General features: G+C 39.1%; 39 protein-coding genes and 1 riboswitch. Of the genes, 38 read left to right on the top strand and 1 reads right to left on the bottom strand.

Features of this window, described 5'->3' with window-relative positions; all coding sequences use genetic code 11:
- Positions 1-23: 23 nt before the first annotated feature.
- The 14 genes from rplD (at position 24) to rpsH (ending at position 6,216) form a co-directional block, all read left to right on the top strand.
- Positions 24-647, top strand: a complete 624-nt coding sequence (gene rplD / locus HBN42_RS08980) for a 50S ribosomal protein L4 (RefSeq protein WP_165994704.1) — start codon at positions 24-26, stop codon at positions 645-647.
- The gene (locus HBN42_RS08975) at positions 647-943 is read left to right on the top strand and encodes a 50S ribosomal protein L23 (protein WP_165994703.1); all 297 of its coding nucleotides are present in this window, start codon (positions 647-649) and stop codon (positions 941-943) included. The genes rplD and HBN42_RS08975 overlap by 1 nt, the downstream gene beginning before the upstream one ends.
- Before the next feature lie 17 nt (positions 944-960).
- On the top strand, positions 961-1,794 hold the full coding sequence (gene rplB, locus HBN42_RS08970) for a 50S ribosomal protein L2 (protein ID WP_165994702.1): 834 nt from the start codon (positions 961-963) through the stop codon (positions 1,792-1,794).
- A gap of 91 nt (positions 1,795-1,885) precedes the next feature.
- Complete coding sequence (gene rpsS / locus HBN42_RS08965) at positions 1,886-2,164, top strand: 30S ribosomal protein S19 (RefSeq protein ID WP_008087547.1); 279 nt, start codon at positions 1,886-1,888, stop codon at positions 2,162-2,164.
- Positions 2,165-2,179: 15 nt separating this feature from the next.
- Entirely contained in the window at positions 2,180-2,524 is a 345-nt protein-coding gene (rplV, locus tag HBN42_RS08960) for a 50S ribosomal protein L22 (RefSeq protein ID WP_165994701.1), read from the top strand.
- A 12-nt stretch (positions 2,525-2,536) separates the two neighbouring features.
- Positions 2,537-3,190 carry a 30S ribosomal protein S3 gene (gene rpsC / locus HBN42_RS08955; RefSeq protein ID WP_165994700.1) on the top strand — a complete coding sequence of 218 codons (654 nt, stop codon included), beginning with the start codon at positions 2,537-2,539 and terminating at the stop codon, positions 3,188-3,190.
- A 3-nt stretch (positions 3,191-3,193) separates the two neighbouring features.
- Positions 3,194-3,607, top strand: coding sequence for a 50S ribosomal protein L16 (gene rplP, locus HBN42_RS08950; protein WP_003086024.1), 414 nt, complete (start codon positions 3,194-3,196; stop codon positions 3,605-3,607).
- A gap of 9 nt (positions 3,608-3,616) precedes the next feature.
- Positions 3,617-3,823 carry a 50S ribosomal protein L29 gene (gene rpmC, locus HBN42_RS08945; protein WP_003046054.1) on the top strand — a complete coding sequence of 69 codons (207 nt, stop codon included), beginning with the start codon at positions 3,617-3,619 and terminating at the stop codon, positions 3,821-3,823.
- 27 nt (positions 3,824-3,850) lie between these two features.
- Positions 3,851-4,111 (top strand): 30S ribosomal protein S17, encoded by a 261-nt coding sequence (rpsQ, locus tag HBN42_RS08940; protein ID WP_165994699.1) that lies wholly within the window; start codon positions 3,851-3,853, stop codon positions 4,109-4,111.
- A 24-nt stretch (positions 4,112-4,135) separates the two neighbouring features.
- A complete protein-coding gene (gene rplN / locus HBN42_RS08935; protein ID WP_000615920.1) occupies positions 4,136-4,504 on the top strand; it encodes a 50S ribosomal protein L14 in 369 nt (122 codons plus the stop codon).
- 82 nt (positions 4,505-4,586) lie between these two features.
- Positions 4,587-4,892, top strand: a complete 306-nt coding sequence (rplX, locus tag HBN42_RS08930; protein WP_165994698.1) for a 50S ribosomal protein L24 — start codon at positions 4,587-4,589, stop codon at positions 4,890-4,892.
- Between the two features lie 24 nt (positions 4,893-4,916).
- Complete coding sequence (gene rplE, locus HBN42_RS08925) at positions 4,917-5,459, top strand: 50S ribosomal protein L5 (protein ID WP_165994697.1); 543 nt, start codon at positions 4,917-4,919, stop codon at positions 5,457-5,459.
- Between the two features lie 15 nt (positions 5,460-5,474).
- Positions 5,475-5,660 carry a type Z 30S ribosomal protein S14 gene (locus tag HBN42_RS08920; RefSeq protein WP_012514742.1) on the top strand — a complete coding sequence of 62 codons (186 nt, stop codon included), beginning with the start codon at positions 5,475-5,477 and terminating at the stop codon, positions 5,658-5,660.
- Between the two features lie 157 nt (positions 5,661-5,817).
- Complete coding sequence (rpsH, locus tag HBN42_RS08915) at positions 5,818-6,216, top strand: 30S ribosomal protein S8 (protein WP_003102399.1); 399 nt, start codon at positions 5,818-5,820, stop codon at positions 6,214-6,216.
- Between the two features lie 79 nt (positions 6,217-6,295).
- On the opposite strand, the gene HBN42_RS08910 is transcribed toward rpsH, so the two are convergent.
- The gene (locus tag HBN42_RS08910) at positions 6,296-6,538 is read right to left on the bottom strand and encodes a hypothetical protein (RefSeq protein WP_165994632.1); all 243 of its coding nucleotides are present in this window, start codon (positions 6,536-6,538) and stop codon (positions 6,296-6,298) included.
- A gap of 108 nt (positions 6,539-6,646) precedes the next feature.
- Here HBN42_RS08910 and rplF point away from each other — a divergent pair, with 108 nt between their 5' ends.
- The 24 genes from rplF (at position 6,647) to HBN42_RS08790 (ending at position 25,920) form a co-directional block, all read left to right on the top strand.
- Complete coding sequence (gene rplF, locus HBN42_RS08905) at positions 6,647-7,183, top strand: 50S ribosomal protein L6 (RefSeq protein ID WP_165994696.1); 537 nt, start codon at positions 6,647-6,649, stop codon at positions 7,181-7,183.
- 92 nt (positions 7,184-7,275) lie between these two features.
- Positions 7,276-7,632: a 50S ribosomal protein L18 gene (gene rplR / locus HBN42_RS08900; RefSeq protein WP_165994695.1), complete on the top strand. Its 357-nt coding sequence runs from the start codon at positions 7,276-7,278 to the stop codon at positions 7,630-7,632.
- A gap of 18 nt (positions 7,633-7,650) precedes the next feature.
- Positions 7,651-8,145 carry a 30S ribosomal protein S5 gene (gene rpsE, locus HBN42_RS08895; RefSeq protein WP_165994694.1) on the top strand — a complete coding sequence of 165 codons (495 nt, stop codon included), beginning with the start codon at positions 7,651-7,653 and terminating at the stop codon, positions 8,143-8,145.
- A gap of 14 nt (positions 8,146-8,159) precedes the next feature.
- A complete protein-coding gene (gene rpmD, locus HBN42_RS08890) occupies positions 8,160-8,342 on the top strand; it encodes a 50S ribosomal protein L30 (protein ID WP_165994693.1) in 183 nt (60 codons plus the stop codon).
- 211 nt (positions 8,343-8,553) lie between these two features.
- Positions 8,554-8,994: a 50S ribosomal protein L15 gene (gene rplO, locus HBN42_RS08885; RefSeq protein ID WP_165994692.1), complete on the top strand. Its 441-nt coding sequence runs from the start codon at positions 8,554-8,556 to the stop codon at positions 8,992-8,994.
- 16 nt (positions 8,995-9,010) lie between these two features.
- Positions 9,011-10,315, top strand: a complete 1,305-nt coding sequence (gene secY, locus HBN42_RS08880) for a preprotein translocase subunit SecY (RefSeq protein WP_165994691.1) — start codon at positions 9,011-9,013, stop codon at positions 10,313-10,315.
- Between the two features lie 135 nt (positions 10,316-10,450).
- Positions 10,451-11,089 (top strand): adenylate kinase, encoded by a 639-nt coding sequence (locus HBN42_RS08875; RefSeq protein WP_165994690.1) that lies wholly within the window; start codon positions 10,451-10,453, stop codon positions 11,087-11,089.
- Positions 11,090-11,209: 120 nt separating this feature from the next.
- Positions 11,210-11,428 (top strand): translation initiation factor IF-1, encoded by a 219-nt coding sequence (gene infA / locus HBN42_RS08870; RefSeq protein ID WP_001040189.1) that lies wholly within the window; start codon positions 11,210-11,212, stop codon positions 11,426-11,428.
- Positions 11,429-11,453: 25 nt separating this feature from the next.
- Entirely contained in the window at positions 11,454-11,570 is a 117-nt protein-coding gene (gene rpmJ, locus HBN42_RS08865) for a 50S ribosomal protein L36 (RefSeq protein WP_000868345.1), read from the top strand.
- A gap of 17 nt (positions 11,571-11,587) precedes the next feature.
- Entirely contained in the window at positions 11,588-11,953 is a 366-nt protein-coding gene (gene rpsM, locus HBN42_RS08860) for a 30S ribosomal protein S13 (protein ID WP_165994689.1), read from the top strand.
- Between the two features lie 17 nt (positions 11,954-11,970).
- A complete protein-coding gene (gene rpsK / locus HBN42_RS08855) occupies positions 11,971-12,354 on the top strand; it encodes a 30S ribosomal protein S11 (protein ID WP_001118387.1) in 384 nt (127 codons plus the stop codon).
- Positions 12,355-12,402: 48 nt separating this feature from the next.
- Positions 12,403-13,341, top strand: coding sequence for a DNA-directed RNA polymerase subunit alpha (locus HBN42_RS08850; RefSeq protein WP_165994688.1), 939 nt, complete (start codon positions 12,403-12,405; stop codon positions 13,339-13,341).
- Positions 13,342-13,358: 17 nt separating this feature from the next.
- A complete protein-coding gene (gene rplQ / locus HBN42_RS08845; RefSeq protein WP_003104597.1) occupies positions 13,359-13,745 on the top strand; it encodes a 50S ribosomal protein L17 in 387 nt (128 codons plus the stop codon).
- A gap of 720 nt (positions 13,746-14,465) precedes the next feature.
- Positions 14,466-14,921, top strand: coding sequence for a EutP/PduV family microcompartment system protein (locus HBN42_RS08840; protein ID WP_165994687.1), 456 nt, complete (start codon positions 14,466-14,468; stop codon positions 14,919-14,921).
- 45 nt (positions 14,922-14,966) lie between these two features.
- On the top strand, positions 14,967-16,073 hold the full coding sequence (gene cobD / locus HBN42_RS08835; RefSeq protein ID WP_165994686.1) for a threonine-phosphate decarboxylase CobD: 1,107 nt from the start codon (positions 14,967-14,969) through the stop codon (positions 16,071-16,073).
- Positions 16,054-16,923 (top strand): GHMP family kinase ATP-binding protein, encoded by an 870-nt coding sequence (locus HBN42_RS08830; RefSeq protein ID WP_165994685.1) that lies wholly within the window; start codon positions 16,054-16,056, stop codon positions 16,921-16,923. Before cobD ends, HBN42_RS08830 begins: the two co-directional genes overlap by 20 nt.
- Positions 16,924-17,985, top strand: coding sequence for a nicotinate-nucleotide--dimethylbenzimidazole phosphoribosyltransferase (gene cobT / locus HBN42_RS08825; RefSeq protein ID WP_165994684.1), 1,062 nt, complete (start codon positions 16,924-16,926; stop codon positions 17,983-17,985).
- 12 nt (positions 17,986-17,997) lie between these two features.
- Entirely contained in the window at positions 17,998-18,594 is a 597-nt protein-coding gene (locus HBN42_RS08820) for a cob(I)yrinic acid a,c-diamide adenosyltransferase (RefSeq protein ID WP_165994683.1), read from the top strand.
- Between the two features lie 326 nt (positions 18,595-18,920).
- A riboswitch (adenosylcobalamin (AdoCbl) riboswitch) is annotated at positions 18,921-19,067 on the bottom strand.
- A gap of 324 nt (positions 19,068-19,391) precedes the next feature.
- Entirely contained in the window at positions 19,392-20,528 is a 1,137-nt protein-coding gene (locus HBN42_RS08815; RefSeq protein WP_165994682.1) for a 1-propanol dehydrogenase PduQ, read from the top strand.
- 88 nt (positions 20,529-20,616) lie between these two features.
- Complete coding sequence (eutS, locus tag HBN42_RS08810) at positions 20,617-20,961, top strand: ethanolamine utilization microcompartment protein EutS (protein ID WP_235925367.1); 345 nt, start codon at positions 20,617-20,619, stop codon at positions 20,959-20,961.
- A 20-nt stretch (positions 20,962-20,981) separates the two neighbouring features.
- Positions 20,982-21,557: an ANTAR domain-containing response regulator gene (locus tag HBN42_RS08805; protein ID WP_165994681.1), complete on the top strand. Its 576-nt coding sequence runs from the start codon at positions 20,982-20,984 to the stop codon at positions 21,555-21,557.
- Complete coding sequence (locus HBN42_RS08800; protein ID WP_235925365.1) at positions 21,544-22,977, top strand: sensor histidine kinase; 1,434 nt, start codon at positions 21,544-21,546, stop codon at positions 22,975-22,977. The genes HBN42_RS08805 and HBN42_RS08800 overlap by 14 nt, the downstream gene beginning before the upstream one ends.
- A 109-nt stretch (positions 22,978-23,086) precedes the next feature.
- Positions 23,087-24,520: an ethanolamine ammonia-lyase reactivating factor EutA gene (eutA, locus tag HBN42_RS08795; RefSeq protein WP_165994680.1), complete on the top strand. Its 1,434-nt coding sequence runs from the start codon at positions 23,087-23,089 to the stop codon at positions 24,518-24,520.
- 29 nt (positions 24,521-24,549) lie between these two features.
- On the top strand, positions 24,550-25,920 hold the full coding sequence (locus HBN42_RS08790; RefSeq protein WP_165994679.1) for an ethanolamine ammonia-lyase subunit EutB: 1,371 nt from the start codon (positions 24,550-24,552) through the stop codon (positions 25,918-25,920).
- Positions 25,921-25,926: the final 6 nt, after the last annotated feature.

Raw genomic sequence — 25,926 nt, 5'->3', positions numbered from 1 at the left:
TAAGAAAGGAGAAAACAGTTAAAATGGCAAACGTAAAACTATTTGACCAAACTGGTAAAGAAGTTAGCTCAGTTGAATTAAACGACGCTATCTTCGGTATCGAACCAAACGAATCAGTTGTTTTTGATGTTGTAATCAGCCAACGCGCAAGCCTTCGTCAAGGTACTCATGCGGTTAAAAACCGTTCAGCAGTATCAGGCGGTGGACGTAAACCATGGCGTCAAAAAGGAACTGGACGTGCTCGTCAAGGTTCTATCCGCTCACCACAATGGCGTGGTGGTGGTGTGGTCTTTGGACCAACTCCACGTTCATATGGATACAAACTTCCACAAAAAGTTCGTCGCCTTGCTTTGAAATCAGTTTACTCAGCTAAAGTTGCTGACAAAAAATTTGTAGCTGTAGAAAGCCTTTCATTTGCAGCACCTAAAACTGCTGAATTTGCAAAAGTTCTTTCAGCGCTAAGTATCGATTCAAAAGTACTTGTTATTGTTGAAGAAGGAAATGAATTTGCAGCACTTTCTGCTCGTAACCTTCCAAACGTTAAAGTTGCAACTGCAACAACTGCAAGTGTTCTTGATATTGTAAATAGCGATAAACTTCTTGTCACTAAAGAAGCAATCTCTACAATTGAGGAGGTTCTTGCATAATGAATTTGTACGACGTAATTAAAAAACCAGTTATCACTGAAAAATCAATGGTTGCCCTTGAAGAAGGGAAATACACCTTTGAAGTGGACACACGTGCACACAAACTTCTTATCAAACAAGCTGTAGAAGCAGCTTTTGAAGGAGTTAAAGTTGCAACAGTAAACACTGTGACTGCTAAACCAAAAGCAAAACGCGTTGGTCGCTATACAGGCTTTACTTCAAAAACTAAAAAAGCTATCGTCACTCTTACAGCTGATTCAAAAGCAATCGAGTTGTTTGCAGCTGAAGCTGAATAATCTAAGGAGGAAATAAGGTGGGTATTAAAGTTTATAAACCAACGACAAATGGCCGTCGTAATATGACTTCTTTGGATTTCGCTGAAATCACAACAAGCACACCTGAGAAATCATTGCTTGTTGCTCTTAAAAACAAAGCTGGTCGTAACAACAATGGTCGCATCACTGTTCGTCACCAAGGTGGTGGACACAAACGTCATTATCGTGTGATTGACTTCAAGCGTAATAAAGACGCAGTTGAAGCAGTTGTTAAAACTATCGAGTACGATCCAAATCGTACTGCTAACATCGCTTTAGTACATTATACTGACGGTGTTAAGGCTTACATCATTGCACCTAAAGGTCTTGAAGTAGGTCAACGTATTGTATCTGGTCCAGATGCAGATATTAAAGTTGGTAATGCATTGCCACTTGCTAACATTCCAGTTGGTACAGTGATTCACAACATTGAAATGAAACCTGGTAAAGGTGGAGAACTTGTTCGTGCTGCCGGTGCATCTGCTCAGGTATTAGGTCAAGAAGGGAAATACATCCTTGTTCGTTTACAATCAGGCGAAGTTCGCATGATTTTAGGCACTTGCCGTGCAACAATCGGATCTGTTGGTAATGAACAACAATCACTTGTTAACATTGGTAAAGCCGGACGTAACCGTTGGAAAGGTGTTCGCCCAACAGTTCGTGGTTCTGTAATGAACCCTAACGATCACCCACACGGTGGTGGTGAAGGTAAAGCACCAGTTGGACGTAAAGCACCATCTACTCCTTGGGGTAAACCAGCGCTTGGTCTTAAAACTCGTAATAAGAAAGCTAAATCAGACAAACTTATTATTCGTCGTCGTAACGAAAAATAAGCGATTAGCTAAGGCTTATTAAACTTCCGCCAACTCGGTAGCCCAATGGGCAAGCCGTTGTGGTACAACATTTAAAGGAGAATACTACAAAATGGGACGTAGTCTTAAAAAAGGACCTTTCGTCGATGAGCATTTAATGAAAAAAGTTGAAGCTCAAGCAAAAGACGAAAAGAAAAAAGTAATTAAAACTTGGTCACGTCGTTCAACGATTTTCCCAAGTTTCATCGGATATACAATCGCAGTTTATGATGGACGTAAACATGTTCCTGTTTATATCCAAGAAGACATGGTAGGTCACAAACTTGGTGAATTTGCACCAACTCGTACTTACAAAGGTCACGCAGCTGACGACAAGAAAACACGTCGTTAATAGGAGGAGGACACAATGGCAGAAATTACTTCAGCTAAAGCAATGGCTCGTACAGTGCGTGTTTCACCTCGTAAAACACGTTTAGTACTTGATCTTATCCGCGGTAAGAACGTTGCTGACGCAATCGCAATCTTAAAATTCACTCCAAACAAGGCAGCTGTTATTGTTGAGAAAACTCTTAACTCAGCAATTGCAAACGCAGAAAACAATTTCGGTTTGGAAAAAGCTAACTTGGTAGTATCTGAAACATTTGCTAATGAAGGACCAACAATGAAACGTTTCCGTCCACGTGCGAAAGGTTCAGCTTCACCAATCAACAAACGTACAACTCACGTAACTGTAGTTGTATCAGAAAAATAAGGAGGTAAAATCGTGGGTCAAAAAGTACATCCAATTGGTATGCGTGTCGGAATCATCCGTGACTGGGATGCGAAATGGTATGCTGAAAAAGAATACGCGGATTACCTTCATGAAGATTTAGCAATCCGTAAATTTATTCAAAAAGAATTAGCAGAAGCTTCAGTTTCAACTATTGAAATTGAACGTGCTATCAATAAAGTTATTGTTTCACTACATACTGCAAAACCAGGTATGGTTATCGGTAAAGGTGGAGCAAACGTTGACGCACTTCGCGCTCAACTTAACAAATTAACTGGAAAACAAGTTCACATCAACATCATTGAAATCAAATCACCAGATCTTGATGCTCACCTTGTTGGTGAAAATATTGCTCGTCAACTTGAGCAACGTGTTGCTTTCCGTCGTGCTCAAAAACAAGCTATCCAACGTACAATGCGTTCTGGAGCAAAAGGTATCAAAACCCAAGTTTCTGGTCGTTTGAACGGTGCAGATATCGCCCGTGCTGAAGGTTATTCAGAAGGAACTGTTCCACTTCACACACTTCGTGCTGATATCGATTACGCTTGGGAAGAAGCAGACACTACATATGGTAAACTTGGTGTTAAAGTTTGGATCTATCGTGGTGAAGTTCTTCCAGCTCGTAAAAACACTAAAGGAGGCAAATAACATATGTTAGTACCTAAACGTGTTAAACACCGTCGTGAGTTCCGTGGGAAAATGCGCGGTGAAGCCAAAGGTGGAAAAGAAGTATCATTTGGTGAATACGGTCTCCAAGCTACAACAAGCTCATGGATTACTAACCGTCAAATCGAAGCTGCTCGTATCGCTATGACTCGTTATATGAAACGTGGTGGTAAGGTTTGGATTAAAATATTCCCTCACAAATCTTATACAGCTAAAGCTATCGGGGTTCGTATGGGATCTGGTAAAGGTGCACCTGAAGGTTGGGTATCACCTGTTAAACGTGGTAAAGTGATGTTTGAAATTGCTGGTGTATCTGAAGAAGTTGCACGCGAAGCTTTCCGTCTTGCTGGACACAAATTACCAGTTAAAGTAAAATTCGTAAAACGTGAAGCAGAATAAGGAGAAGACATGAAACTTGAAGAAATCAAAAAGTTTGTTGCTGAGCTTCGTGGCTTGTCTCAAGAAGAGCTTGCTAAAAAAGAAAACGAACTCAAAAAAGAACTTTTCGACCTTCGTTTTCAAGCTGCAGCAGGTCAACTTGATCAAACTGCTCGTTTGAACGAAGTTAAAAAACAAATTGCACGCGTAAAAACAGTGCAATCTGAAATGAAATAATAGATTGGGAAAGGAGAAATTCTAATAATGGAACGTAATCAACGTAGAACCCTTGTTGGACGTGTAGTATCTGACAAGATGGATAAAACAATCACTGTTATAGTTGAAACTAAACGTAACCACCCAGTCTATGGTAAACGTATCAACTATTCTAAAAAATACAAAGCACATGACGAAAACAACATTGCTAAAGAAGGCGATAAAGTTCGTATCATGGAAACTCGTCCACTATCAGCTACAAAGCGCTTCCGTCTTGTAGAAGTTGTGGAAAAAGCTGTTATTATCTAATCAAACTAAAAGGAGAAAATTGAAATGATTCAACAAGAAACTCGCTTGAAAGTTGCTGATAATAGCGGTGCCCGTGAGATCTTGACCATTAAAGTTCTTGGTGGTTCAGGACGTAAATTCGCTAACATCGGCGACGTTATCGTTGCTTCAGTAAAACAAGCTACTCCTGGCGGAGCAGTTAAAAAAGGTGATGTTGTGAAAGCTGTTATTGTTCGTACAAAAACTGGTGCTCGCCGTCCAGACGGCTCATACATCAAATTTGACGACAACGCTGCTGTAATCATCCGTGATGACAAAACTCCTCGCGGAACTCGTATCTTCGGCCCTGTTGCACGTGAATTACGTGAAGGTGGCTACATGAAGATCGTTTCACTTGCACCAGAAGTACTTTAATTTTAAAAATTAAACAAACTAAGTCCCCTAGGCTTTCCTAGGGTGCCCCTAGGGCGTAAGAAAATAATAGGAGAAACCCAGAATGTTTGTAAAAAAAGGCGACAAAGTTCGCGTTATTGCTGGTAAGGATAAGGGAACTGAAGCAGTAGTTCTTAAAGCTTTACCAAAAGTTAACAAAGTTGTTGTTGAAGGTGTTGCTATGATCAAAAAACACCAAAAACCTAACACAGAAAACCCTCAAGGAGCTATCGTAGAAAAAGAAGCTCCAATCCATGTATCAAACGTACAAGTACTTGATAAAAATGGTGTTGCAGGACGTGTTGGTTATAAAGTTGTTGACGGCAAAAAAGTTCGTTACAGCAAAAAATCAGGCGAAGTGCTTGATTAATCACGAAGGAAAGGAGAAGCATAAATGGCAAATCGTTTAAAAGAAAAATATACTAACGAAGTAATCCCTGCCTTGTCAGAGAAATTTAATTATACAACAGTTATGGCTGTGCCAAAAGTTGAGAAAATTGTTCTTAACATGGGTGTTGGTGATGCTGTTTCAAACGCAAAAAACCTTGAAAAAGCTGCTGCAGAATTAGCACTTATTTCAGGTCAAAAACCGCTTATTACTAAGGCTAAGAAATCAATCGCTGGCTTCCGTCTTCGTGAAGGTGTTGCGATCGGTGCGAAAGTAACACTTCGTGGCGAACGTATGTACGAATTCCTAGACAAATTAGTTAGCGTTTCACTTCCTCGTGTTCGTGATTTCCATGGTGTCCCAACAAAATCTTTTGATGGACGTGGTAACTACACACTTGGTGTGAAAGAACAACTTATCTTCCCAGAAATCAACTTCGATGATGTTGATAAAGTGCGTGGTCTTGATATCGTAATCGTCACTACTGCAAATACTGACGAAGAATCACGTGAATTGCTTAAAGGCCTTGGAATGCCTTTTGCAAAATAATAGGGGGTAAATAAATTGGCTAAAAAATCTATGATTGCTAAAAACAAACGTCCTGCGAAATATTCTACGCAAGCATATACACGTTGTGAAAAATGTGGACGTCCACATTCAGTTTACCGCAAATTTAAACTTTGCCGTGTTTGCTTCCGTGAGTTGGCTTACAAAGGCCAAATCCCAGGTGTTGTTAAAGCTTCTTGGTAAAACACACAATGTAGAAACCTTTCTCTGCTATTAATTAAGTTTAATGAGGAAGGTAGAACATTGTTTCTGGTATGGGATTATCCTCATACCACACCGCCTTCGGGCGCACTAACTAGCAAGTGATTATTCAAACTACTAGTAAAAGGAGAAATCAAAAATGGTTATGACTGACCCAATTGCAGACTTTCTAACACGTATTCGTAATGCTAACCAAGTAAAACACGAAATGTTAGAAGTTCCTGCTTCAAACATCAAAAAAGGGATTGCTGATATCCTTGTACGCGAAGGTTTTGTAAAAAACGTTGAAGTTATCGAAGATGACAAACAAGGAATCATCCGTGTTTTCCTTAAATATGGTCAAAATGGTGAACGCGTTATTACTAACTTAAAACGTATCTCAAAACCAGGTCTTCGTGTTTACACAAAACGTGAAGATGTTCCTAAAGTTCTTAATGGACTAGGAATCGCAATCATTTCAACTTCAGAAGGTCTTTTGACTGACAAAGAAGCTCGCCAAAAAAATGTTGGTGGGGAAGTGATCGCTTACGTTTGGTAATTAATAGCACAATCATTCCTATGCGATATTGCGTTGGCTTGTCTTGGTTAACTTCAAGTTATACCTTCGACTGCGTCGCCTAATCTCGCTTTGGACTAGCTGTACTATTAAAATAATGATACAAAAGCCGTAAGGAATAATCTAAAATTAGAAAACGGTTGTAGTTTGCTTGCAAACAAAATAGTTGGTCTATTTTAGATGGCAGTTCGCCGGCTGTGTTCAAATATTGAATACTATCTTTTAACAAACGTAAAAGAACTAATTGAACACGGGCTAAAGTCTGTGTGAAAAAGATAAACTTTTCTAGAAACCTTGGTTTCATAGTAAAGTTTCCTATTTTCACTTTGCCTTTTACGCCCTTAGTATCTTAGTTCGCCCCGTGAAAACTCGTCGCTTAAGCGGCCTGACAATTTAACAGGAGAAAATAAACATGTCACGTATTGGTAATAAAATAATTACTATGCCTGCAGGTGTTGAAATCAGTCAAGACGGAAACGTTGTTACTGTAAAAGGCCCTAAAGGCGAACTCACTCGTGAGTTCAACAAAAACATTGAAATCAAAGTTGAAGGAACTGAGATCACAGTTTCACGTCCTAACGACTCAAAAGAAATGAAAACAATTCATGGTACAACTCGTGCAAACTTGAACAACATGGTTGTTGGTGTTTCTGAAGGTTTCAAAAAAGATCTTGAAATGAAGGGTGTCGGTTACCGTGCTCAACTTCAAGGTACAAAACTTGTCCTTTCAGTAGGTAAATCTCACCAAGATGAAGTGGAAGCACCAGAAGGAATTACATTCACTCTTGCTAACCCAACTTCAATTTCAGTTGCCGGAATCAACAAAGAACTTGTTGGTCAAACAGCTGCTTATATCCGTAGTCTACGTTCACCAGAACCTTATAAAGGTAAAGGTATTCGTTACGTTGGTGAATATGTACGCCTTAAAGAAGGTAAAACTGGTAAATAATAGTTTAGTAGCTTTGTTAGTTAATATTAACCAAATACTGACTCATTTCCGTTTTGTATATAAATTAACTTAAAAATTAAGAGGTGAAAATTGTGATTTCAAAACCAGATAAAAACAAAACCCGCCAAAAACGCCATCGTCGCGTACGCGGTAAACTCTCTGGAACTGCAGAACGCCCACGTTTGAACGTTTTCCGTTCTAATACAGGCATCTACGCTCAAGTTATTGATGACGTAGCGGGTGTAACGCTCGCAAGCGCATCAACTCTTGATAAAGACGTTTCTAAAGGATCTAAAACTGAACAAGCCGTTGTAGTCGGCAAACTTGTTGCTGAACGTGCAGTGGCTAAAGGTATTTCTGAAGTGGTGTTTGACCGCGGTGGATATCTATATCACGGCCGTGTTAAAGCTTTGGCTGATGCAGCTCGTGAAAACGGATTGAAATTCTAATAGGGAGGACACAAAAAAATGGCATTTAAAGATAATGCAGTTGAACTTGAAGAACGCGTTGTTGCGATTAACCGTGTTACAAAAGTTGTAAAAGGTGGACGTCGTCTTCGTTTTGCTGCTCTTGTAGTAGTTGGTGATGGCAATGGCCGTGTTGGTTTCGGAACTGGTAAAGCTCAAGAAGTACCAGAAGCTATTCGTAAAGCAGTTGAAGCTGCTAAGAAGAGCATGATTGAAGTACCAATGGTTGGAACTACTATTCCTCACGAAGTTTTCACAAACTTTGGTGGAGCAAAAGTATTGTTGAAACCAGCTGTTGAAGGTTCTGGAGTTGCCGCTGGTGGTGCAGTTCGTGCCGTAGTGGAATTAGCAGGTATTGCTGATATTACTTCAAAATCACTTGGTTCAAATACTCCAATCAACATTGTTCGTGCAACTGTTGAAGGACTTAAACAACTTAAACGTGCTGAAGAAGTAGCCGCATTACGTGGTGTTTCAGTAGCTGACTTAGTATAAGAAAGGGGATCGTAATGGCTCAAATTAAAATTACTTTGACTAAGTCTCCAATCGGACGTAAGCCAGAACAACGTAAAACAGTTGTTGCTCTTGGACTTGGTAAATTAAACTCATCAGTAATTAAAGAAGATAACCCTGCTATCCGTGGTATGGTTAATGCAATCTCTCATTTGCTTACTGTTGAAGATGTTAAATAAAACTTTAAACTAAAGACCTTATTTTCAAAAAAAATAATCAATGCATAAAGCCGACTTTTGTAAGTTGTTAATCTTAACAACATGCAGTAGTCGGTTAGTGCATATATTAATCAATCGTTTCAAACGATTCAAACAATGTATAGGCGAGTTTCTATAGGAGGATCCTTTCTCTTCATAGAGGCGCTAGCATTTTACAAAAAAAGGAGAAAAAATGAAACTTCATGAATTAAAAGCTGCTGAAGGCTCACGTAAAGTACGTAACCGTGTAGGACGTGGTTCTTCATCAGGTAATGGTAAAACATCTGGACGCGGACAAAAAGGTCAAAAATCTCGTAGTGGTGGTGGCGTTCGTTTAGGTTTTGAAGGTGGACAAACTCCATTGTTCCGTCGCATGCCAAAACGTGGATTCTCAAACATCAATGCTAAAGAGTACGCTCTTGTTAACCTTGATCAATTAAACGTTTTTGAAGATGGTACAGAAGTAACTCCAGTCGTTCTTAAAGAAGCTGGAATTGTTCGTGCTGAAAAATCAGGCGTTAAAATTTTAGGTAAAGGCGAATTGACTAAAAAATTGACTGTTAAAGCAGCTAAGTTCTCAAAAACTGCTGAATCAGCAATTACTGCTAAGGGTGGTTCAATAGAAGTCATCTAATGAGGGGTAGCTCATTATGTTCTTAAAAATATTAAAAGATGCATTGAAAATAAAGAATGTAAGACATAAAATTTTTTACACTATCTTTATTATTCTAATATTCCGAATCGGGACTCATATTACAGTTCCTGGTGTTAATGCAAAAAGCTTAGAGCAGTTGAGTGAACTTCCCTTTCTAAATATGTTGAACTTGGTCAGTGGTAATGCCATGCGAAACTTCTCTGTTTTCTCAATGGGGGTAAGTCCATACATTACAGCTTCTATCGTAGTCCAACTTTTACAAATGGATATTTTGCCGAAATTCGTTGAATGGGGAAAACAGGGTGAGGTAGGTAGACGTAAGCTCAATCAAGCAACACGTTACATTTCACTAGTTCTTGCTTTTATCCAATCAATCGGTATTACGGCAGGCTTTAATACCTTATCAAATGTTGCTTTAGTGTCCACACCAAATGTCAAAACATATTTGTTAATTGGTGCTTTGCTAACAACAGGAAGTGTTATTGTTACCTGGCTTGGTGAACAAATTACAGATAAAGGCTTTGGAAACGGCGTTTCGATGATTATCTTTGCAGGTATCATCTCATCCATTCCAAATGCCATTGCAACTGTTCGTGATGATTACTTTGTCAATGTTAAAACTGGAGACATGCGTTCTTCATATATCATTGTCGGTATTTTAATTTTAGCAGTTTTGGCAATCGTCTTTTTCACAACCTTTGTTCAACAGGCAGAATTTAAAATTCCAATCCAATATACCAAACTTGTTCAAGGTGCGCCTACAAGTTCTTATCTTCCTTTGAAGGTTAATCCAGCTGGTGTTATTCCCGTTATCTTTGCTAGCTCGATTACAACAATTCCAAGTACAATCATACCGTTCTTTCAAAATGGTAGAGATATTTCATGGTTAAATAAATTACAAGAAATTTTTAATTATCAAACCCCAACAGGGATGTTAGTTTATGCCTTGTTGATTATCTTGTTCTCATTCTTCTATACTTTTGTACAAGTAAATCCTGAGAAAACAGCTGAAAATCTACAGAAGAATTCGTCCTATATTCCAAGTGTTCGACCTGGACGAGAAACAGAACAATTTATGTCATCATTGCTGAAAAAATTAGCAACTGTAGGGTCTGTTTTCTTAGCCTTTATATCTCTAGTACCAATTGCAGCACAACAAGCTCTCAACCTATCAGCAGGTATTGCTCTAGGGGGAACAAGTTTGCTCATTTTGATCTCAACAGGTATCGAAGGAATGAAACAACTTGAAGGTTATCTTCTAAAGAGAAAATATGTCGGATTTATGAATACAGCAGAATAGTATATAGGTTGACTTTGTCAACCTACTATTTTGTTTTAAGGTGATTGTAAGACTTTCATAGTATTTCTTATGATCATTTGAAAACAAAATGAAATGTTTCATTTAAACTAACTTTAAGTCAAAGAGGAGACTAACATGAATCTATTAATTATGGGTTTACCGGGTGCAGGTAAGGGTACACAGGCCGCAAAAATTGTTGAAGAATTTGGATTAATCCATATTTCAACTGGAGATATGTTCCGTGCGGCAATGGCTAACCAAACTGAGATGGGAGTTCTTGCTAAATCTTACATTGATAAAGGAGATTTAGTTCCAGATCACGTTACTAATGGTATTGTCAAAGAACGCCTTGCACAATCTGATATTAAAGAAAAAGGCTTCTTATTGGATGGTTACCCACGAACAATTGACCAAGCTCATGCATTAGATAAGACCTTGGCAGAATTAGACTTGAAACTTGACGGTGTGATTTCTATTGAAGTTGATCCAGCTTCACTTATTGAACGCCTAAGTGGACGGATTATCAACAAAAAAACGGGTGAAACCTTCCACAAAGTCTTTAATCCACCAGCTGGTGATTACGATGAAAATGATTTTTACCAACGTGAGGATGATAAGCCTGAAACTGTTAAACGTCGTTTAGATGTTAATATTGAACAAGGCCAACCAATCATTGATCACTACCGTAAAGAGGGTATTGTTCAAGATATTGATGGCAATCAAGACATTTCAGAAGTTTTCGTGGAAATCAAAAAAGTCATTGAAAAGCTATAATAAATTCGCATAAATAACTTGCGAAAGATGACTTGACATGCTATAATAGGCTAGTCTGACTTATAATTGTTACCTCTGTATTCAGAGGACATCAAATCGAAATTTAGGGGGTACTTTTGCGTGGCAAAAGAAGACGTGATTGAAATTGAAGGTAAGGTTGTTGAAACCATGCCAAATGCAATGTTTACTGTTGAATTAGAAAATGGACATCAAATTCTAGCAACTGTATCAGGAAAAATCCGTAAAAATTACATTCGTATTTTAGTGGGTGATCGTGTAACAGTAGAAATGAGTCCTTATGACTTAACACGTGGACGCATCACATACCGCTTTAAATAATCGAAATAATTGGAGGGATTAGAACATGAAGGTAAGACCATCGGTTAAACCAATTTGCGAATACTGTAAAGTTATTCGTCGTAACGGTCGTGTTATGGTGATTTGTCCAACAAATCCAAAACACAAACAACGTCAAGGATAATATAGAAAGGAGAACAAATGGCTCGTATAGCTGGAGTTGATATTCCAAATGATAAACGCGTAGTAATTTCACTTACTTATGTGTACGGTATTGGACTTGCAACATCTCAAAAAATCTTAGCAGCTGCAGGTGTTTCAGAAGACATCCGTGTTAAAGATTTAACTACTGATCAAGAAGATGCAATTCGTCGTGAAATCGATTCAATCAAAGTTGAAGGTGACCTTCGTCGTGAAGTGAACATGAACATCAAACGTTTGATGGAAATCGGATCATACCGTGGAATTCGTCATCGTCGTGGACTTCCTGTCCGTGGACAAAACACTAAAAATAACGCTCGCACTCGTAAAGGCAAAGCTACTGCGATTGCAGGTAAGAAAAAATAAAATAGGAGGTAAAACAATTGGCTAAACCAACACGTAAACGTCGTGTGAAAAAGAACATCGAATCTGGTGTTGCCCATATTCACGCTACATTTAATAACACTATTGTTATGATTACAGATGTTCATGGTAACGCTCTTGCATGGTCATCAGCTGGTGCTCTTGGATTCAAAGGATCACGTAAATCAACACCATTTGCTGCTCAAATGGCTGCTGAAGCCGCTGCGAAATCTGCCCAAGAACACGGACTAAAAACTGTTGAAGTTACTGTAAAAGGTCCTGGTTCAGGTCGTGAGTCAGCTATTCGTGCACTTGCTGCTGCAGGTCTTGAAGTAACTGCAATTCGTGACGTGACTCCTGTACCACATAACGGTGCTCGTCCTCCAAAACGTCGTCGTGTATAATCATAATTACTAATATAGTACACAAGTTTCGTTTCGAGGGGTGAAAAAATGATTGAGTTTGAAAAACCAATAATAACAAAAATTGATGAAAATAAAGATTACGGAAGATTTGTCATCGAACCATTAGAACGTGGTTATGGGACAACTCTAGGTAATTCACTTCGTCGTGTACTCTTGTCTTCACTACCAGGTGCAGCCGTTACGTCAATCAAGATTGATGGAGTACTACACGAATTTGATACAATCCCAGGTGTGCGTGAAGATGTCATGCAAATTATCCTTAATGTTAAGGGACTTGCAGTTAAATCTTACGTAGAAGACGAAAAGATGATCGAACTAGATGTTGAAGGACCAGCAGAAGTAACCGCTGGAGACATTTTAACAGATAGCGATATCGAACTTGTTAACCCAGATCATTATCTCTTTACCATTGCAGAAGGACACTCTTTGAAAGCAACAATGACTGTTGCCAAAAAACGTGGTTATGTTCCTGCAGAAGGTAATAAAAAAGATGATGCACCTGTTGGAACATTGGCTGTTGATTCTATCTATACGCCAGTGAAAAAAGTTAATTATCAAGTTGAGCCTGCCCGCGTTGGTAGCAATGATGGCTTTGATAAATTAACAATTGAAATCATGACAAATGGAACAATCATTCCTGAAGATGCCTTAGGTCTATCTGCTCGAGTTTTAATCGAACACTTGAATCTCTTTACTGACCTAACAGAAGTTGCAAAAGCAACAGATGTTATGAAAGAAACAGAAAAAGTTAACGACGAAAAGGTACTTGACCGCACAATCGAGGAACTTGATTTATCCGTACGCTCATATAACTGCTTAAAACGTGCAGGTATTAACACTGTATTTGATTTAACAGAAAAATCTGAGCCTGAAATGATGAAAGTCCGCAACTTAGGACGTAAGAGTCTTGAAGAAGTTAAGGTTAAACTTGCTGACCTAGGTCTAGGACTAAAAAACGATAAATAATAATAGAGGAGGACAAAATGGCTTACCGTAAACTAGGACGCACTAGCTCACAACGTAAAGCAATGCTTCGTGATTTAACGACTGATCTTTTAATCAACGAATCTATTGTAACGACAGAAGCACGTGCAAAAGAAATCCGTAAAACAGTTGAAAAAATGATTACTTTAGGTAAACGTGGTGATCTTCATGCACGTCGTCAAGCAGCAGCTTATGTACGTAATGAAATTGCATCAGAAAACTATGATGAAGCTACTGATAAATATACATCAACTTCAGCTCTTCAAAAACTATTTTCTGAAATTGCACCTCGTTATGCTGAACGTAACGGTGGATACACACGTATTCTTAAAACAGAACCACGCCGTGGAGATGCTGCTCCAATGGCAATTATTGAATTAGTATAATTTTTATCAATTTTGTTGAGTGTTATGATGATGGAATAGTTTCAATTCTATTCTTAGTCTAGCTCTGGTCTACCGCTAGGATTTATTCCTAGCGGGAACACTCATCATATTGTTAGTGGTAACGCTTGTTTACGAAATGGAGCTAAGGCTAGCCCCATTTCGTAAGCAGGCGTTTTGTCATCATGTCGGTCAATAAATCAAAAAGCCTTCTTTCCGAGAGAAGAAACGTATGACAGACAAAGTGACTAGCCAAAGAAGTGGGTCCTTAAAAAGAGAGGCATTCTAAACCGACTGCCCAAGATCCTTTTCTTTCAACAGCTGGGATACCCACATCTAGGCTGAAATTCCTAAATGATAGTGGTACTCATCTCTTCACTTAGAAAAAGTTTCAATCTGAGAGCTTCACAAGAGGCTCTTTTTTGCTTGTTAAGTATAAGCTCAGCTTATATTTATGGTTGACTGGAAGACAAGGATGCTATATAATAATTTTATTAAGCGGTTACAATTTTATAATCAACAAATGGCAAAGGGGCCTTATCTGAACGCAAAGAAGCGAGTATTTCAGACGATCAGGCTTTCCTATGCTCTTTTTTATTCCTCAAGATCCTGTCTCTAACTGAGCAAACCTAAGTTTAAAAGCTGGCCAGTACAGGTTCTAGGATAAAACAGATGATATAGGCTCATTAAGAAAACTCATAAGATGAAAAATTTGGAGAAGAAATGAAAAAAATTATGTTTGTTGGCCCTGTCGGCGTGGGTAAAACAACGCTGACGCAACGTCTGAAGGGACTAGATTTAAACTATTATAAAACACAATCCATTCAGTTTTATGACGCCATCATAGATACCCCAGGCGAGTTTTTACAACATCGTAAGTATTATAATGCTTTAAGTGTGACTGCAAACGAAGCTGATGTGATTGGACTTCTGGTCTCATCTCTGGAAAAAATGCAGACATTTCCCCAAGGCTTTGCCTCACTTTTTAATAAGGAAGTTATTGGTATTGTGACTAAAACAGATATGGCTGAATCCCTTTCACAGATTGAAAGGGCTAAAGAAGAGTTGAAGAATGCAGGAGCAAGTTCTATTTTTGAATTATCAGCTGTCAAAGATCAAGGAATTAGTCAACTCAAAGACTTCCTCTTGTCAGATGAAAAAGACAAAAGTGATAAATGAAATGGACTTCATAGGTAGACTAGCAGAAAGAAGGAGAAAAAATAGATGGAAATTGAACATGGAGGAAATGTTCAGCAATTAGCTAAGCAGTTGGGAATTAATGTTCAAGACTGCCTGGACTTTAGTGCCAATATCAATCCATATGGGCTATCCCCCAAGCTCAAAAAACATTTGATTGATCATTTAGAAAGCTTGACGCAGTATCCAGATATTCACTATCAAAAGGCAAGAAACTACCTGGCAGACTATCATGGCTATAGTCGTGATAATGTCCTACTTTCTAATGGTGCCGTGGAGATTTTTTACCAATTGGCCGATCAGCTCAAGCCAGAAAGACTTCTAACGCTCAGCCCCACCTTTATGGAATATCAAAAAGCCTTCAAGCAGGTTGGCGCAAGGATCAGTCATTTGCATTTAGAAGCTCCTCATTATCAATGGGATTTTCAAAGCCTATTATCTCAGTTAGAGGATTTACAAGAAGGAGATGTGGTTCTAATCTGTAATCCCAACAATCCCACTGGTAGCTTGGTCAATAATAAGGTCCTAAGAAAGGTGGCGAATTATCTAAAGGAAAAAGCTATCTTTCTGATCTTGGATGAAGCCTTTATGGACTTTATTGAAGATGATGAGGTCTATAGTTTTATTTCCTATCTGGCAGATTTTCCTAATGTTATTGTGGTTAGGTCTCTAACCAAATTTTATGCCATTCCAGGTTTACGCCTGGGCTATGCAGTGACCTGCCACAAGACTTGTTTGCAAGATATTGCCCAAAAAAGAGCCCCTTGGACCATCAATGCCTTGTCTGAAAGTGCTATTCCTCTATTGTTAAGTGATGAGCACTATATTGCGCAAACCAGACAATGGTTAAGAAAGGAACAATATTTTTTATATAAAGCCTTTACAGCTATTTCACAGATTAGTGCTGTCAAGCCGACTGCCAATTATTTGTTCTTTGAATGCCAGGCGCCCATAGATTTGCGTCAAGCATTATGGCAAAAGAAGATTTTTATCAGATCTTGTCAAAATTATGATCACCTCAGTGAGAAACATTATCGTGTGGCCATTCGTAGTCATGCTGAAAATAGCCTATTAGTAGAGGCCATAAAAGACATTTTGAAAGTAAGTGGAAGCCATGAAAAAGATTCGTGTTAGCTGTCCAGGCTCATGTGGCGAATTATTTCAGGGCGTTTACCAGGGTCAGGAAGTTTTACTCTCTTATAATATCAACAAGGTCAGCCAGATAACCCTATCCAGTCATCCCAAAAAGCACAAACTCCCCAAAAGAAAAAGCAAACTTAGGGCAGCTCTGCAATTATTACCCGACTTAGAGAAAATCAGGGTGGATCATAAAAGCCAATTGCCCATAGGTAAGGGCTACTCTAGTAGCACAGCTGATTTGGCTAGTTTTTTACAGGCAGCTTTTTTATATCAGGGAACTTTCAAGACAGCAGACGAAATCAGCAGACTCTGTGCCCAGATCGAGGCCACAGATTCGGTTGCCTTTTCAGATTGGACGGTCATCAATCCCTTGACAGGAGAGAGGATATGGCAGACATCTTGGAAGCCCGATCTATATGTCTATGTTTTAGAACCAGATGTTTCTATTGAGACAGACAAGATTAGAAGGATAACAGCCTGCGATAGTTATGCCACTGTAGAATCTGAAAACCTCTTCCCACTTTTTCAGGAGGCCTGCCAGGAAGAAAGTCTTGAAAAATTAGGAAAATTAGCCACCTATAGTGCCCTATTAAATAACAAACGTTTACCCAAACCTTACTTAGAAGAGGTGCTTGAACTGGTCTTTAGCAATCAGTACCTTGGCATAAATATTGCCCATAGTGGCAGTTTAATTGGTATACTACTGAAAAAAGAAGAACTTGCTAGTCTGGACAAATTTGAAAAGCAAATCAAAAACAGTCCCCTTGCAGCTTATTATAAGTCAAGAAGTCTCTGCCAGGTGACCTATCAAGGCATGGTAAATTTAGAGGAGGTGAGTAAATAGGTGATAAGCTTAGATGATATCCTAAAAGATATTAAACCTATTGATAGAGCTAAGGAAAAAGAAGGTCAGGCCTACTGTGATTCATTGGCTAAACCATTAGGTTCTCTGGGAAAGATGGAAAAGATCTATGCCAAGCTCTTTGCTATGTTTGAGGGGGAAATTAATCTGACCCCAAAAGTGGTGATGGTCTATTCAGCAGATAATGGCGTTGTGGCCGAGAAGATATCTGCCAATCCCCAAGAAACCACCTATCAGGTGTCAGAAAATATTCTTGCTGGGAAAACAGGCCTCTGTGCCATTTCTCAAGAGTTGGGATCAGATATTTATCTGATTGATATTGGCTGCAAAAAAAATATTTTTAGCACTTCTGAATCTAAGGTCATGGCAGGAACCCATAATATGCTCGAAAAGCCAGCTATGAGTGCTGAAGATTGCATAAAAGCTATCTTGGTTGGTTATGAGAAGACTCAAGAGCTGATTAAAGAAGGTTATAGCTTGTTTGGCACTGGCGAAATGGGTATTGGAAACACCACTACCTCAGCAGCTGTCATCAGTGCCATATTAGAATTAGCTCCAGAAGAAGTCACTGGTTATGGGGCTGGACTGACAGAACCTATGAAGGCTCACAAAATAGCAGTGATTAAGGCAGCTATTAAAAAGCATTCCCCATTCAAGGATGTCCTAGACATCGTAGCTAAGGTTGGAGGACTTGATATGCTTGGGATAGCAGGAACTTTTTTGGCATGTGCCCAGGCTCAGCTTCCCTGTGTAGTTGACGGTTTGATCTCTGTGACAGGCCTACTGATTGCCAGTCAATTATGTTCCCATGTCCTAGATTATAGTTTTGCTTCGCATGTCTCTACTGAGCCAGGTTATGACAAGGTTAGTCAATATTTAGGCTTAGAGCCCATGCTTATGATGGATATGCGATTAGGTGAAGGATCGGGTTGTCCCTTAGCCTTTTCCTTGATAGAAACTTCTGTTTCGACAATCAGGAAAATGCCAACCTTCTCCCAGACTCAATTAAATAAAGAAGATTATATTGATATCCGTAAAGGATAGAATGGAGGAACTATGCAATTATATACCAAAACAGGTGATAAGGGCCTAACAAAATTAGTAGGTGGCCAAAGCATCGCTAAGGATGCTGCCCGTGTAAAGGCCTATGGCACAATTGATGAATTGAATTCTTGGATTGGTTACATTATCTCTAAGCTAAAAGCAGAGGACCAATTAAAAGATGAACTGCTTCAACTACAACATTACTTGTTTGACTGTGGTTCAGACCTATCAACTCCCCAGGGAGTTTATCCTTATAAGGTGGATCAAGACCTGATTGACTGGATTGAAGAAAGAATAGATACCTACGCAGATATCCCTCCAGCTCTTGAAACCTTTATCTTGCCAGGAGGTAGCGAGATAGCTTCCATGGTACATGTGGCAAGAACAATTGCAAGACGAGCAGAACGCCACATTGTGTCCACCATGTGGTCAACTGATATTAATAATCAGGTGCTTATTTTTGTCAATCGACTATCTGATTACTTCTTTGCTCTAGCGCGCGTGGTGAATTATAGCCAGAAACAAAAGGATATTGCCTATGAACGTGGCGAAAAAGTCTTTCATAATATTACCAAGGCGGATGTCGAAAGATGGTCGCAGTCACAGTAGAGTGTAGGAGTAGTTAAGTTATAAGATTTAAGGATTTGACCAAAGAAAAAGGCTTTCTGTTTATACAGAAAGCTCTTCTTTTTTAGAAAGAGTGGTCTACTAAAAAACTCCCTACCATAAGCTGGTAGAGAGTGTGATTAGCAAAAAGAAAGAAAGCCCTATACGTCACTGTACGATTTACTAAGCGTCGTTGGTTAGCTGCAGCTTTCCCCATTATTGACCCTGCGCCATTGCAAGTAAGATAAGATAAATCTTATCTTTAGAAATTGATACGTACTTATACGTAGAGCCAATAATGGAAACTGCTGTTGACGTAGTATCCAATTATGACATCACCGCCTTACATCGAGACAAGTGAAATCTACTAAAATTTAAGCATAAAGACCTGACTTAAAGCTGACGCTTATCACAGTGGCGGGACCGCGTTGGATTTTCACCAAACTTCCATATCCTTAAAAGTACTAAAATCAGTTTCTAGTAATTTCATTCTAACACCTTTCATTATCTTTGACAAGCCTGATCTTCTTAAAAGTTTTAAGCACTAGCTTTTCTTAGCCAAAACTTCCTATCTCTTTATGGTGTACCTACTAGCACAGGCCTGACTTTAACAGAAATTATTTTTAAGAATTGAATTGCACTGAAAGCGCTTTTGTGTTATAATGCTCTCAAGGTACAAAGGGGTACTAATGAATACGAAGCAATGTTGCTGCGTGAGGAAACTACACTGATGAAAGAGTAGTTTGTTTCATGCGGCTTCTTTTATTTGTCAGATATTTTGTTAGGTGAAAGGAGTGAAAATGTACAGTATTTTCTATAAAACAAAATTATTTGTCGGTAAAGGTGCTTTGGAACAATTGAGTGTTTATAGGGACCAACAAATTTTAGTGGTAACAGATCCCTTTTTAAAAACGTCAGGTCAACTAGACCAAATATTAGGACATCTTGATCCAAGTAATGATCTTACCGTTTTTGACGAGATTGTTCCTGACCCTCCTATTGATACAGTGGTTGAAGGAATAAAAAAGGCAGGAGACAAAGCCATAACTATTATTCTTGCTATTGGTGGGGGCTCTGCCATTGATGCGGCTAAGGCCATGTATTACTTTGCAAAAAAGAAATCTATCTTTCCTCAAGCAACATTAATAGCAGTACCGACTACAAGTGGAACAGGTTCTGAAGTGACGGATTTTTCTGTCATTACAGATGCTGAAAAAGGGACCAAATATCCTTTGGTTTCTAAAGAAATTTTACCCGACATAGCCATCTTAGACTCTAATTTGGTCTTGTCACTACCCAGTCAGATAACAGCTGATACGGGTATGGATGTTCTAACGCATGCCATCGAAGCTTATGTTTCAACAAAAGCGACTGATTTTTCAGATGCTTTGGCAGAAAAAGTTATTAAGTTAGTTTTTGAGTACTTACCTAGGGCCTTTAAGGATGGCTCAGATAGTGAAGCGCGTGAGAAAATGCATATTGCCTCTACCTTAGCAGGTATGGCTTTCAATACCGCTTCACTGGGAGTTAACCACAGCCTAGCCCATGCAGCTGGAGCTAAGTTTCATATTCCTCATGGACGCTTAAATAGCATACTGCTGCCTCATGTTATCAGATATAATGCTGACTTAGGCCAGCGGGTATCAGCTGATATGAACAAAGAGACCGCTCAACGCTACCAGGCCATTGCCAAGCTACTAGGCTATAGTGCTTCTAATCCAGCTTTGGGGATTAGACAATTATTAGAAGCTATCAAAAAGCTTCAAAGGCAGTTAAAGCTTCCGATGTCTTTATCTAGTTATGGTATTTCTAGCCAGGACTTTAATAGTTATAAGGCAGAAATTGCGGAATCAGCTTTGCAGGACAAGTGCACAGTGACCAATCCAAGAGATTCTTCGTCCCAAGAATTATTAAAAGTTTTAGAAAACTCCTTTTGAAATAATATTGAAATTTTATTTACAAAATATTATAATACTAGGAGCATGAGCTAGACTTCTAAATCACAAGGAAGAAAGGTTTATGATGTTGGAAGAAAAACAAAGAATGATCCAAGAGTATGTGCCTGGTAAACAGGTGACACTGGCGCATCTCATTGCCAATCCTGATCAGATTATCTTTGAAAAACTTGGTCTGCAAGTGGAAGATAAAGGTGCCATAGGGATTTTAACCATTACACCAAGTGAAGCAGCTATTATTGCTGTGGATATTGCCACTAAGGCGGCAGGTGTTCAGATTGGCTTTGTAGACCGTTTTAGTGGCTCTGTTGTCATGTCGGGTGATGTGTCATCCGTTGAGACTGCTCTTAATTCCGTTTTACAAGGATTGGAGCAGATTTTAGGCTTTTCAAGCACTACAGTAACAAAAACATAATATAATCGCCGGGGGAACTTATGAAGGGTAGAATACTTCTTGTTGACGATGATCCGATAGTTAGACTAGACATTCGCAGCATTTTGGAAGCAGCGCATTATGAAGTCGTTGCTGAAGCTTCAGATGGCTTTGAGGCCATAGAGCTGTGCCAAAAACACAAGGTTGATCTAGTGATAGTAGATATCAAGCTACCACTACTAGATGGTCTAACAGCTAGCAAGAAGATTCTAGATGATGCTTTAGCTCATAGTGTCATTTTACTTTCTGGCTATAGCGATGATCACTATATTCAAAAAGCAAAGCGTTATGGAGCCAGTGCCTACTTGGTAAAACCATTAGACGCTAAGTCCCTAATACCTATGGTTGAAGTTTGTATTGAAAAGGGAAGGCATTTGCAAAAATTATCCAGTGAGATGGTCAAACTGTCAAAGAAGATTGATGACCGTATCGTCATCGAAAAGGCAAAAGGTCTATTGATGTTACGCGATAATTTAACAGAGCCTGAAGCATTTAAACAAATTCGAACAATCAGTATGAAAAAAAGGGTTCCCATGGTTGAAATTGCAAAATTACTAGTACTTAATGATGAAGTATAAAGAAAAAATTAAACAAATTTGTCAAGAGCAAACCGATCTGGAAGAAAGAGACATTGATTATCTGGTATCAAAAGCAGATGAATTGTTGATGGATTCTGCCTATGCCAATGATGATGTGTTTATAGATGTTAAGAATGTCTATACCGCTGATAATGCTATCGTTATCTTTCATAAAAAACCCAAAACAAGAAATAGTCTTTATGAAAAGACAGTTGTTGGCGCAGAAGCCTACCTGCAAAATGAGCCGGGAGTGATACGAACCCTGCAAACAGGAATGCCTTCCATCGGCTTGTCAGCACTTTCCCAAGAGGGAGTCCAGATTTATCAGACCGTTTTTCCCATCTTGAGAAAACAAAAGGTCATTGGAACACTGATTGTGGAAACAGATTCAACACAACTATCACCTAGTTTTGTCTTGAAGAAGCAGTTACAAAGTGATGTTTATGAGGTTGTTGAACAAAGCTTAGCAGAACGCTTTGCTATGCTAAATTATGTTGATGATGTTATCTTAATCTTCAATTCAGAAGGCTACCTTGTCTACCACAATGAGATGGCTCAAGAGGTTTACTGTCATCAACTAGGTTACCTTGATTCCATTGAAGGCATGCACTATGATAATCTTGTCCTAGATAATGTCCAATTTGAAAATATTTGGCATTGTTACTTACAAGAGTCACAGCAGTATGCCGAAACGGAAGTGGAATATGGCAGTTATCATTTCTTAATAAAGCGGCATTTTATCAAGGCTGATAATGCCCTAGTAATGATTTGTAAGGATATTACACATCTTAAAAGTGTGGAGTTTCAGCTTTTAACACAGGTCACCTCCCTACGTGAAATGAATCATCGTGTTAAAAATAATCTGCAAACAGTGGTTTCCCTACTACGCCTACAAGCAAGGCAAAGTCAGTCAGAAGAAACCCAGAAAGCATTGGTAAATGGTGTCAATCGCATCTTGTCAATTGCCAGTATGCATGATATCTTATCCTCTGGTAGTGACGCCTCAGTCTCTGTGGAAATACTGCTTAAAAAGGTATTAGAGAATGTTCAGCGCTGCTTCTTAGGGCATCTGGATATCTCAGTGACCTATGATATTAAGACAACTGTTTTTTTAGATAGTAGCCGAGCAACCTCAATGGCTCTAATAGTCAACGAGCTCTTGCAAAACAGCTATGATCATGCCTTTAATCAGGCCGATCAGAAAAAGCCACAGATCCATCTTAAACTAGATTCAAAAGCGGGTTTAACGAAAGTTTCTGTAAGCGATAATGGTAGCGGTTACAATGCAAAAGGTTATTTCTCCAATAACCATTTGGGACTGTTGCTGGTCAGTCGATTTGTCCAAAGTAAGCTACAAGGCAAACTGGATGTCCATTCAGATAGTAATGGAACAACCACAACTATTACATTTAAAAATTGAATACCAATAGCTAACACTGATGTTAGTCATAAAAAAAGCAATGGCGCTTAAAGGATATAAACGTTTCCTCGTTTATATTCTTTGAGTGTCTTTTTTTGGAGGTTTAAAAATGTCAGATCGGATTTTGAGCGTTGGCCTTGATATTGGAACAGCGACCACTCAGCTCGTTCTATCAGAGTTAACCATTGAAAATATTGCATCTGTTTTTACCATCCCACGCGTCTATATAACAGATAAAAAGGTTTTATACAAGAGCGATATTATCTTCACCCCCATTTCTGATCAGCTCTTGATAGAGGTTGATCAGATCAAAGATTTTGTCATTAAAGAATACGCAAAAGCGGGCATTCAAAAAAGTGATATCCAAATGGGAGCTGTCATTATAACAGGGGAAACAGCTCGTAAAGACAATGCTAGTCAGGTTTTACAAGCTCTGAGTGGTTATGCTGGAGATTTTGTCGTGGCAACGGCAGGACCTGATTTAGAAAGTATTATTGCAGGTAAGGGGGCTTGCAGTCATCAGTATTCTCAAGAACATCATACCTCAGTAGCCAATATTGATATTGGTGGAGGAACCTCTAACATAGCCGTTTTTAGAGAGGGAGACGTCATTGATACCGCGTGTTTTGACATAGGGGGACGGCTAATCAAATTAGATCCTCAGACTCACTGTATTTCTTATATAGCACCTAAATTAAAAACCATTATTGCTGATAAAAGCTTAGCTTTGACAGTGGGAGAAAGGGCTAAGAAAGAAGATCTAGAGGAGTTGATCCAAGAAATGGTCACAGTACTAGAAGAGGCAGTCGGCATTGATCATCAAAGTCCCTACTATGATTTACTCCAGACAAACCACGGTCTGAGTTTGGCCTATGATATCAACTGTATCTCTTTCTCAGGTGGTGTGGCAGATGCTATTTTGGAAGCAGAAGATTCTCTGGATGATTTTAAGTATGGTGATATCGGAATCCTATTAGGACGAGCTCTACAGAAATCTAAGATCTATGCAGAAAAACGTGTTATTAAATCTGCCGAAACCATCCGAGCAACGGTTGTTGGAGCAGGTAGTCACACCACAGAAGTTAGTGGCAGCACCATTACCTATATAGCAGATACCCTCCCTATCAAAAATATTCCCGTTCTTAAGCTAAGTCAGTCTGATGAAAGCTGCGGCGCAGAAGAGCTGCAAGGAGTTATCAAAGATAAGCTGAGATGGTTTATGCTGGAAAATGAAGTGCAACAAGTTGCCCTAGCCCTTGATGGCCAAAAGAGCCCATCATTCAGTCGAGTACTTGACTATGCCCAAGCTATTGTAGGAGGAATGAAAGAAAGTATTGAAAAAGATATACCCTTAATCATTGTCGTTCGTGAAGACATGGCAAAAGTCTTAGGACAGTGTCTCTATGCACAACTACCAGAACATTACCCTTTTGTTTGTATTGATTCTGTTGATGTTCAAAATGGCGACTACATTGATATTGGAAATCCAGTGATTGAAGGATCGGTATTACCAGTCGTTGTTAAGACACTGGTCTTTAACTAACATTTAAATAAAAAAGGAGGATATACTCAATGATTTTGAAAACAAAATTATTTGGTAGAATCTATGAATTTAAATCCGTCAAGGAAGTTCTTGCCAAAGCTAATGAATATAAGTCAGGCGACCAGCTAGCAGGTGTTGCAGCAAGCTCAGCAGAAGAGCGCGTAGCTGCAAAAGTTGTCTTAGCTGAATTAAAGTTATCTGATTTATTTAACAATCCAGTCGTTCCCTATGAAGAAGACGAAGTAACCCGTATCATCATTGATGATGTTAACTTACGAACCTATGAAAAAATTAAAAATTGGACAGTCCAAGAACTAAGAGAGTGGATCTTGGATAACAAAACAACAAATATTGATATCCAATGGATTTCCAGAGGTCTAACATCTGAAATGGTTGCTGCTGTGGCCAAATTAATGACCAACCTAGACTTAATTGTCGGTGCCAATAAAATTATTATTACAAAGACAGCCAATACAACCATTGGTCTACCAGGAACATTTTCATCTCGTTTACAACCAAACCACACAACTGATGACCCAGATGGGATCATGGCTTCGACCATGGAAGGATTTGCCTATGGTTGTGGGGATGCTCTCCTAGGTCTGAACCCCGTTGATGATTCGGTTGAAAGTACCAAACGGATCCTTCACAAATTTAATGACTTTATTGAGGAATATAAAATTCCAACACAACATTGTGTCTTGGCCCATGTCACCACACAAATTGAAGCCATGAATCAAGGAGCTCCGACAGGACTTGTCTTCCAATCCATTGCCGGTTCTGAAAAAGGAAATACAGCCTTTGGTTTTGATGCTAAGACTATTCAAGAAGCAAAAGACACAGCTCTTAAAGTCGGCTCAGCTGCTGGTCCTAATGTCATGTACTTTGAAACAGGACAAGGTTCAGAGTTGTCATCAGATGCCCATCATGGTTCAGACCAAGTCACCATGGAAGCTCGCTGTTATGGTTTTGCTAAACGCTTTGATCCTTTCTTAGTCAACACCGTTGTCGGCTTCATTGGTCCAGAATACCTCTATGATTCAAAACAGGTTATCCGTGCAGGTCTAGAAGATCACTTCATGGGCAAACTAACAGGTATCTCAATGGGCTGTGACATCTGCTACACCAACCATATGAAGGTTGACCAAAATGATGCTGAAAACTTATTAGTCCTATTGGGAGCAGCCAATGTTAATTATATTATGGCTATTCCACATGGTGATGATATTATGTTGAACTACCAAACAACAGGTTATCACGAAACCGCTACCATACGTGACTTATTAGGTAAACGTCCAATTAAAGAATTCGAAATCTGGATGGAGAAAATGGGCTTGATGGAAGATGGTCATCTTACTAGTATCGGGGGAGATGGCTCGGTGTTTATGAAGTCAAATTAATAAGGG

The organism is Streptococcus catagoni (assembly GCF_011421425.1).
Taxonomy (GTDB): domain Bacteria; phylum Bacillota; class Bacilli; order Lactobacillales; family Streptococcaceae; genus Streptococcus; species Streptococcus catagoni.
This window is presented reverse-complemented; position numbering and strand designations above follow the sequence as displayed.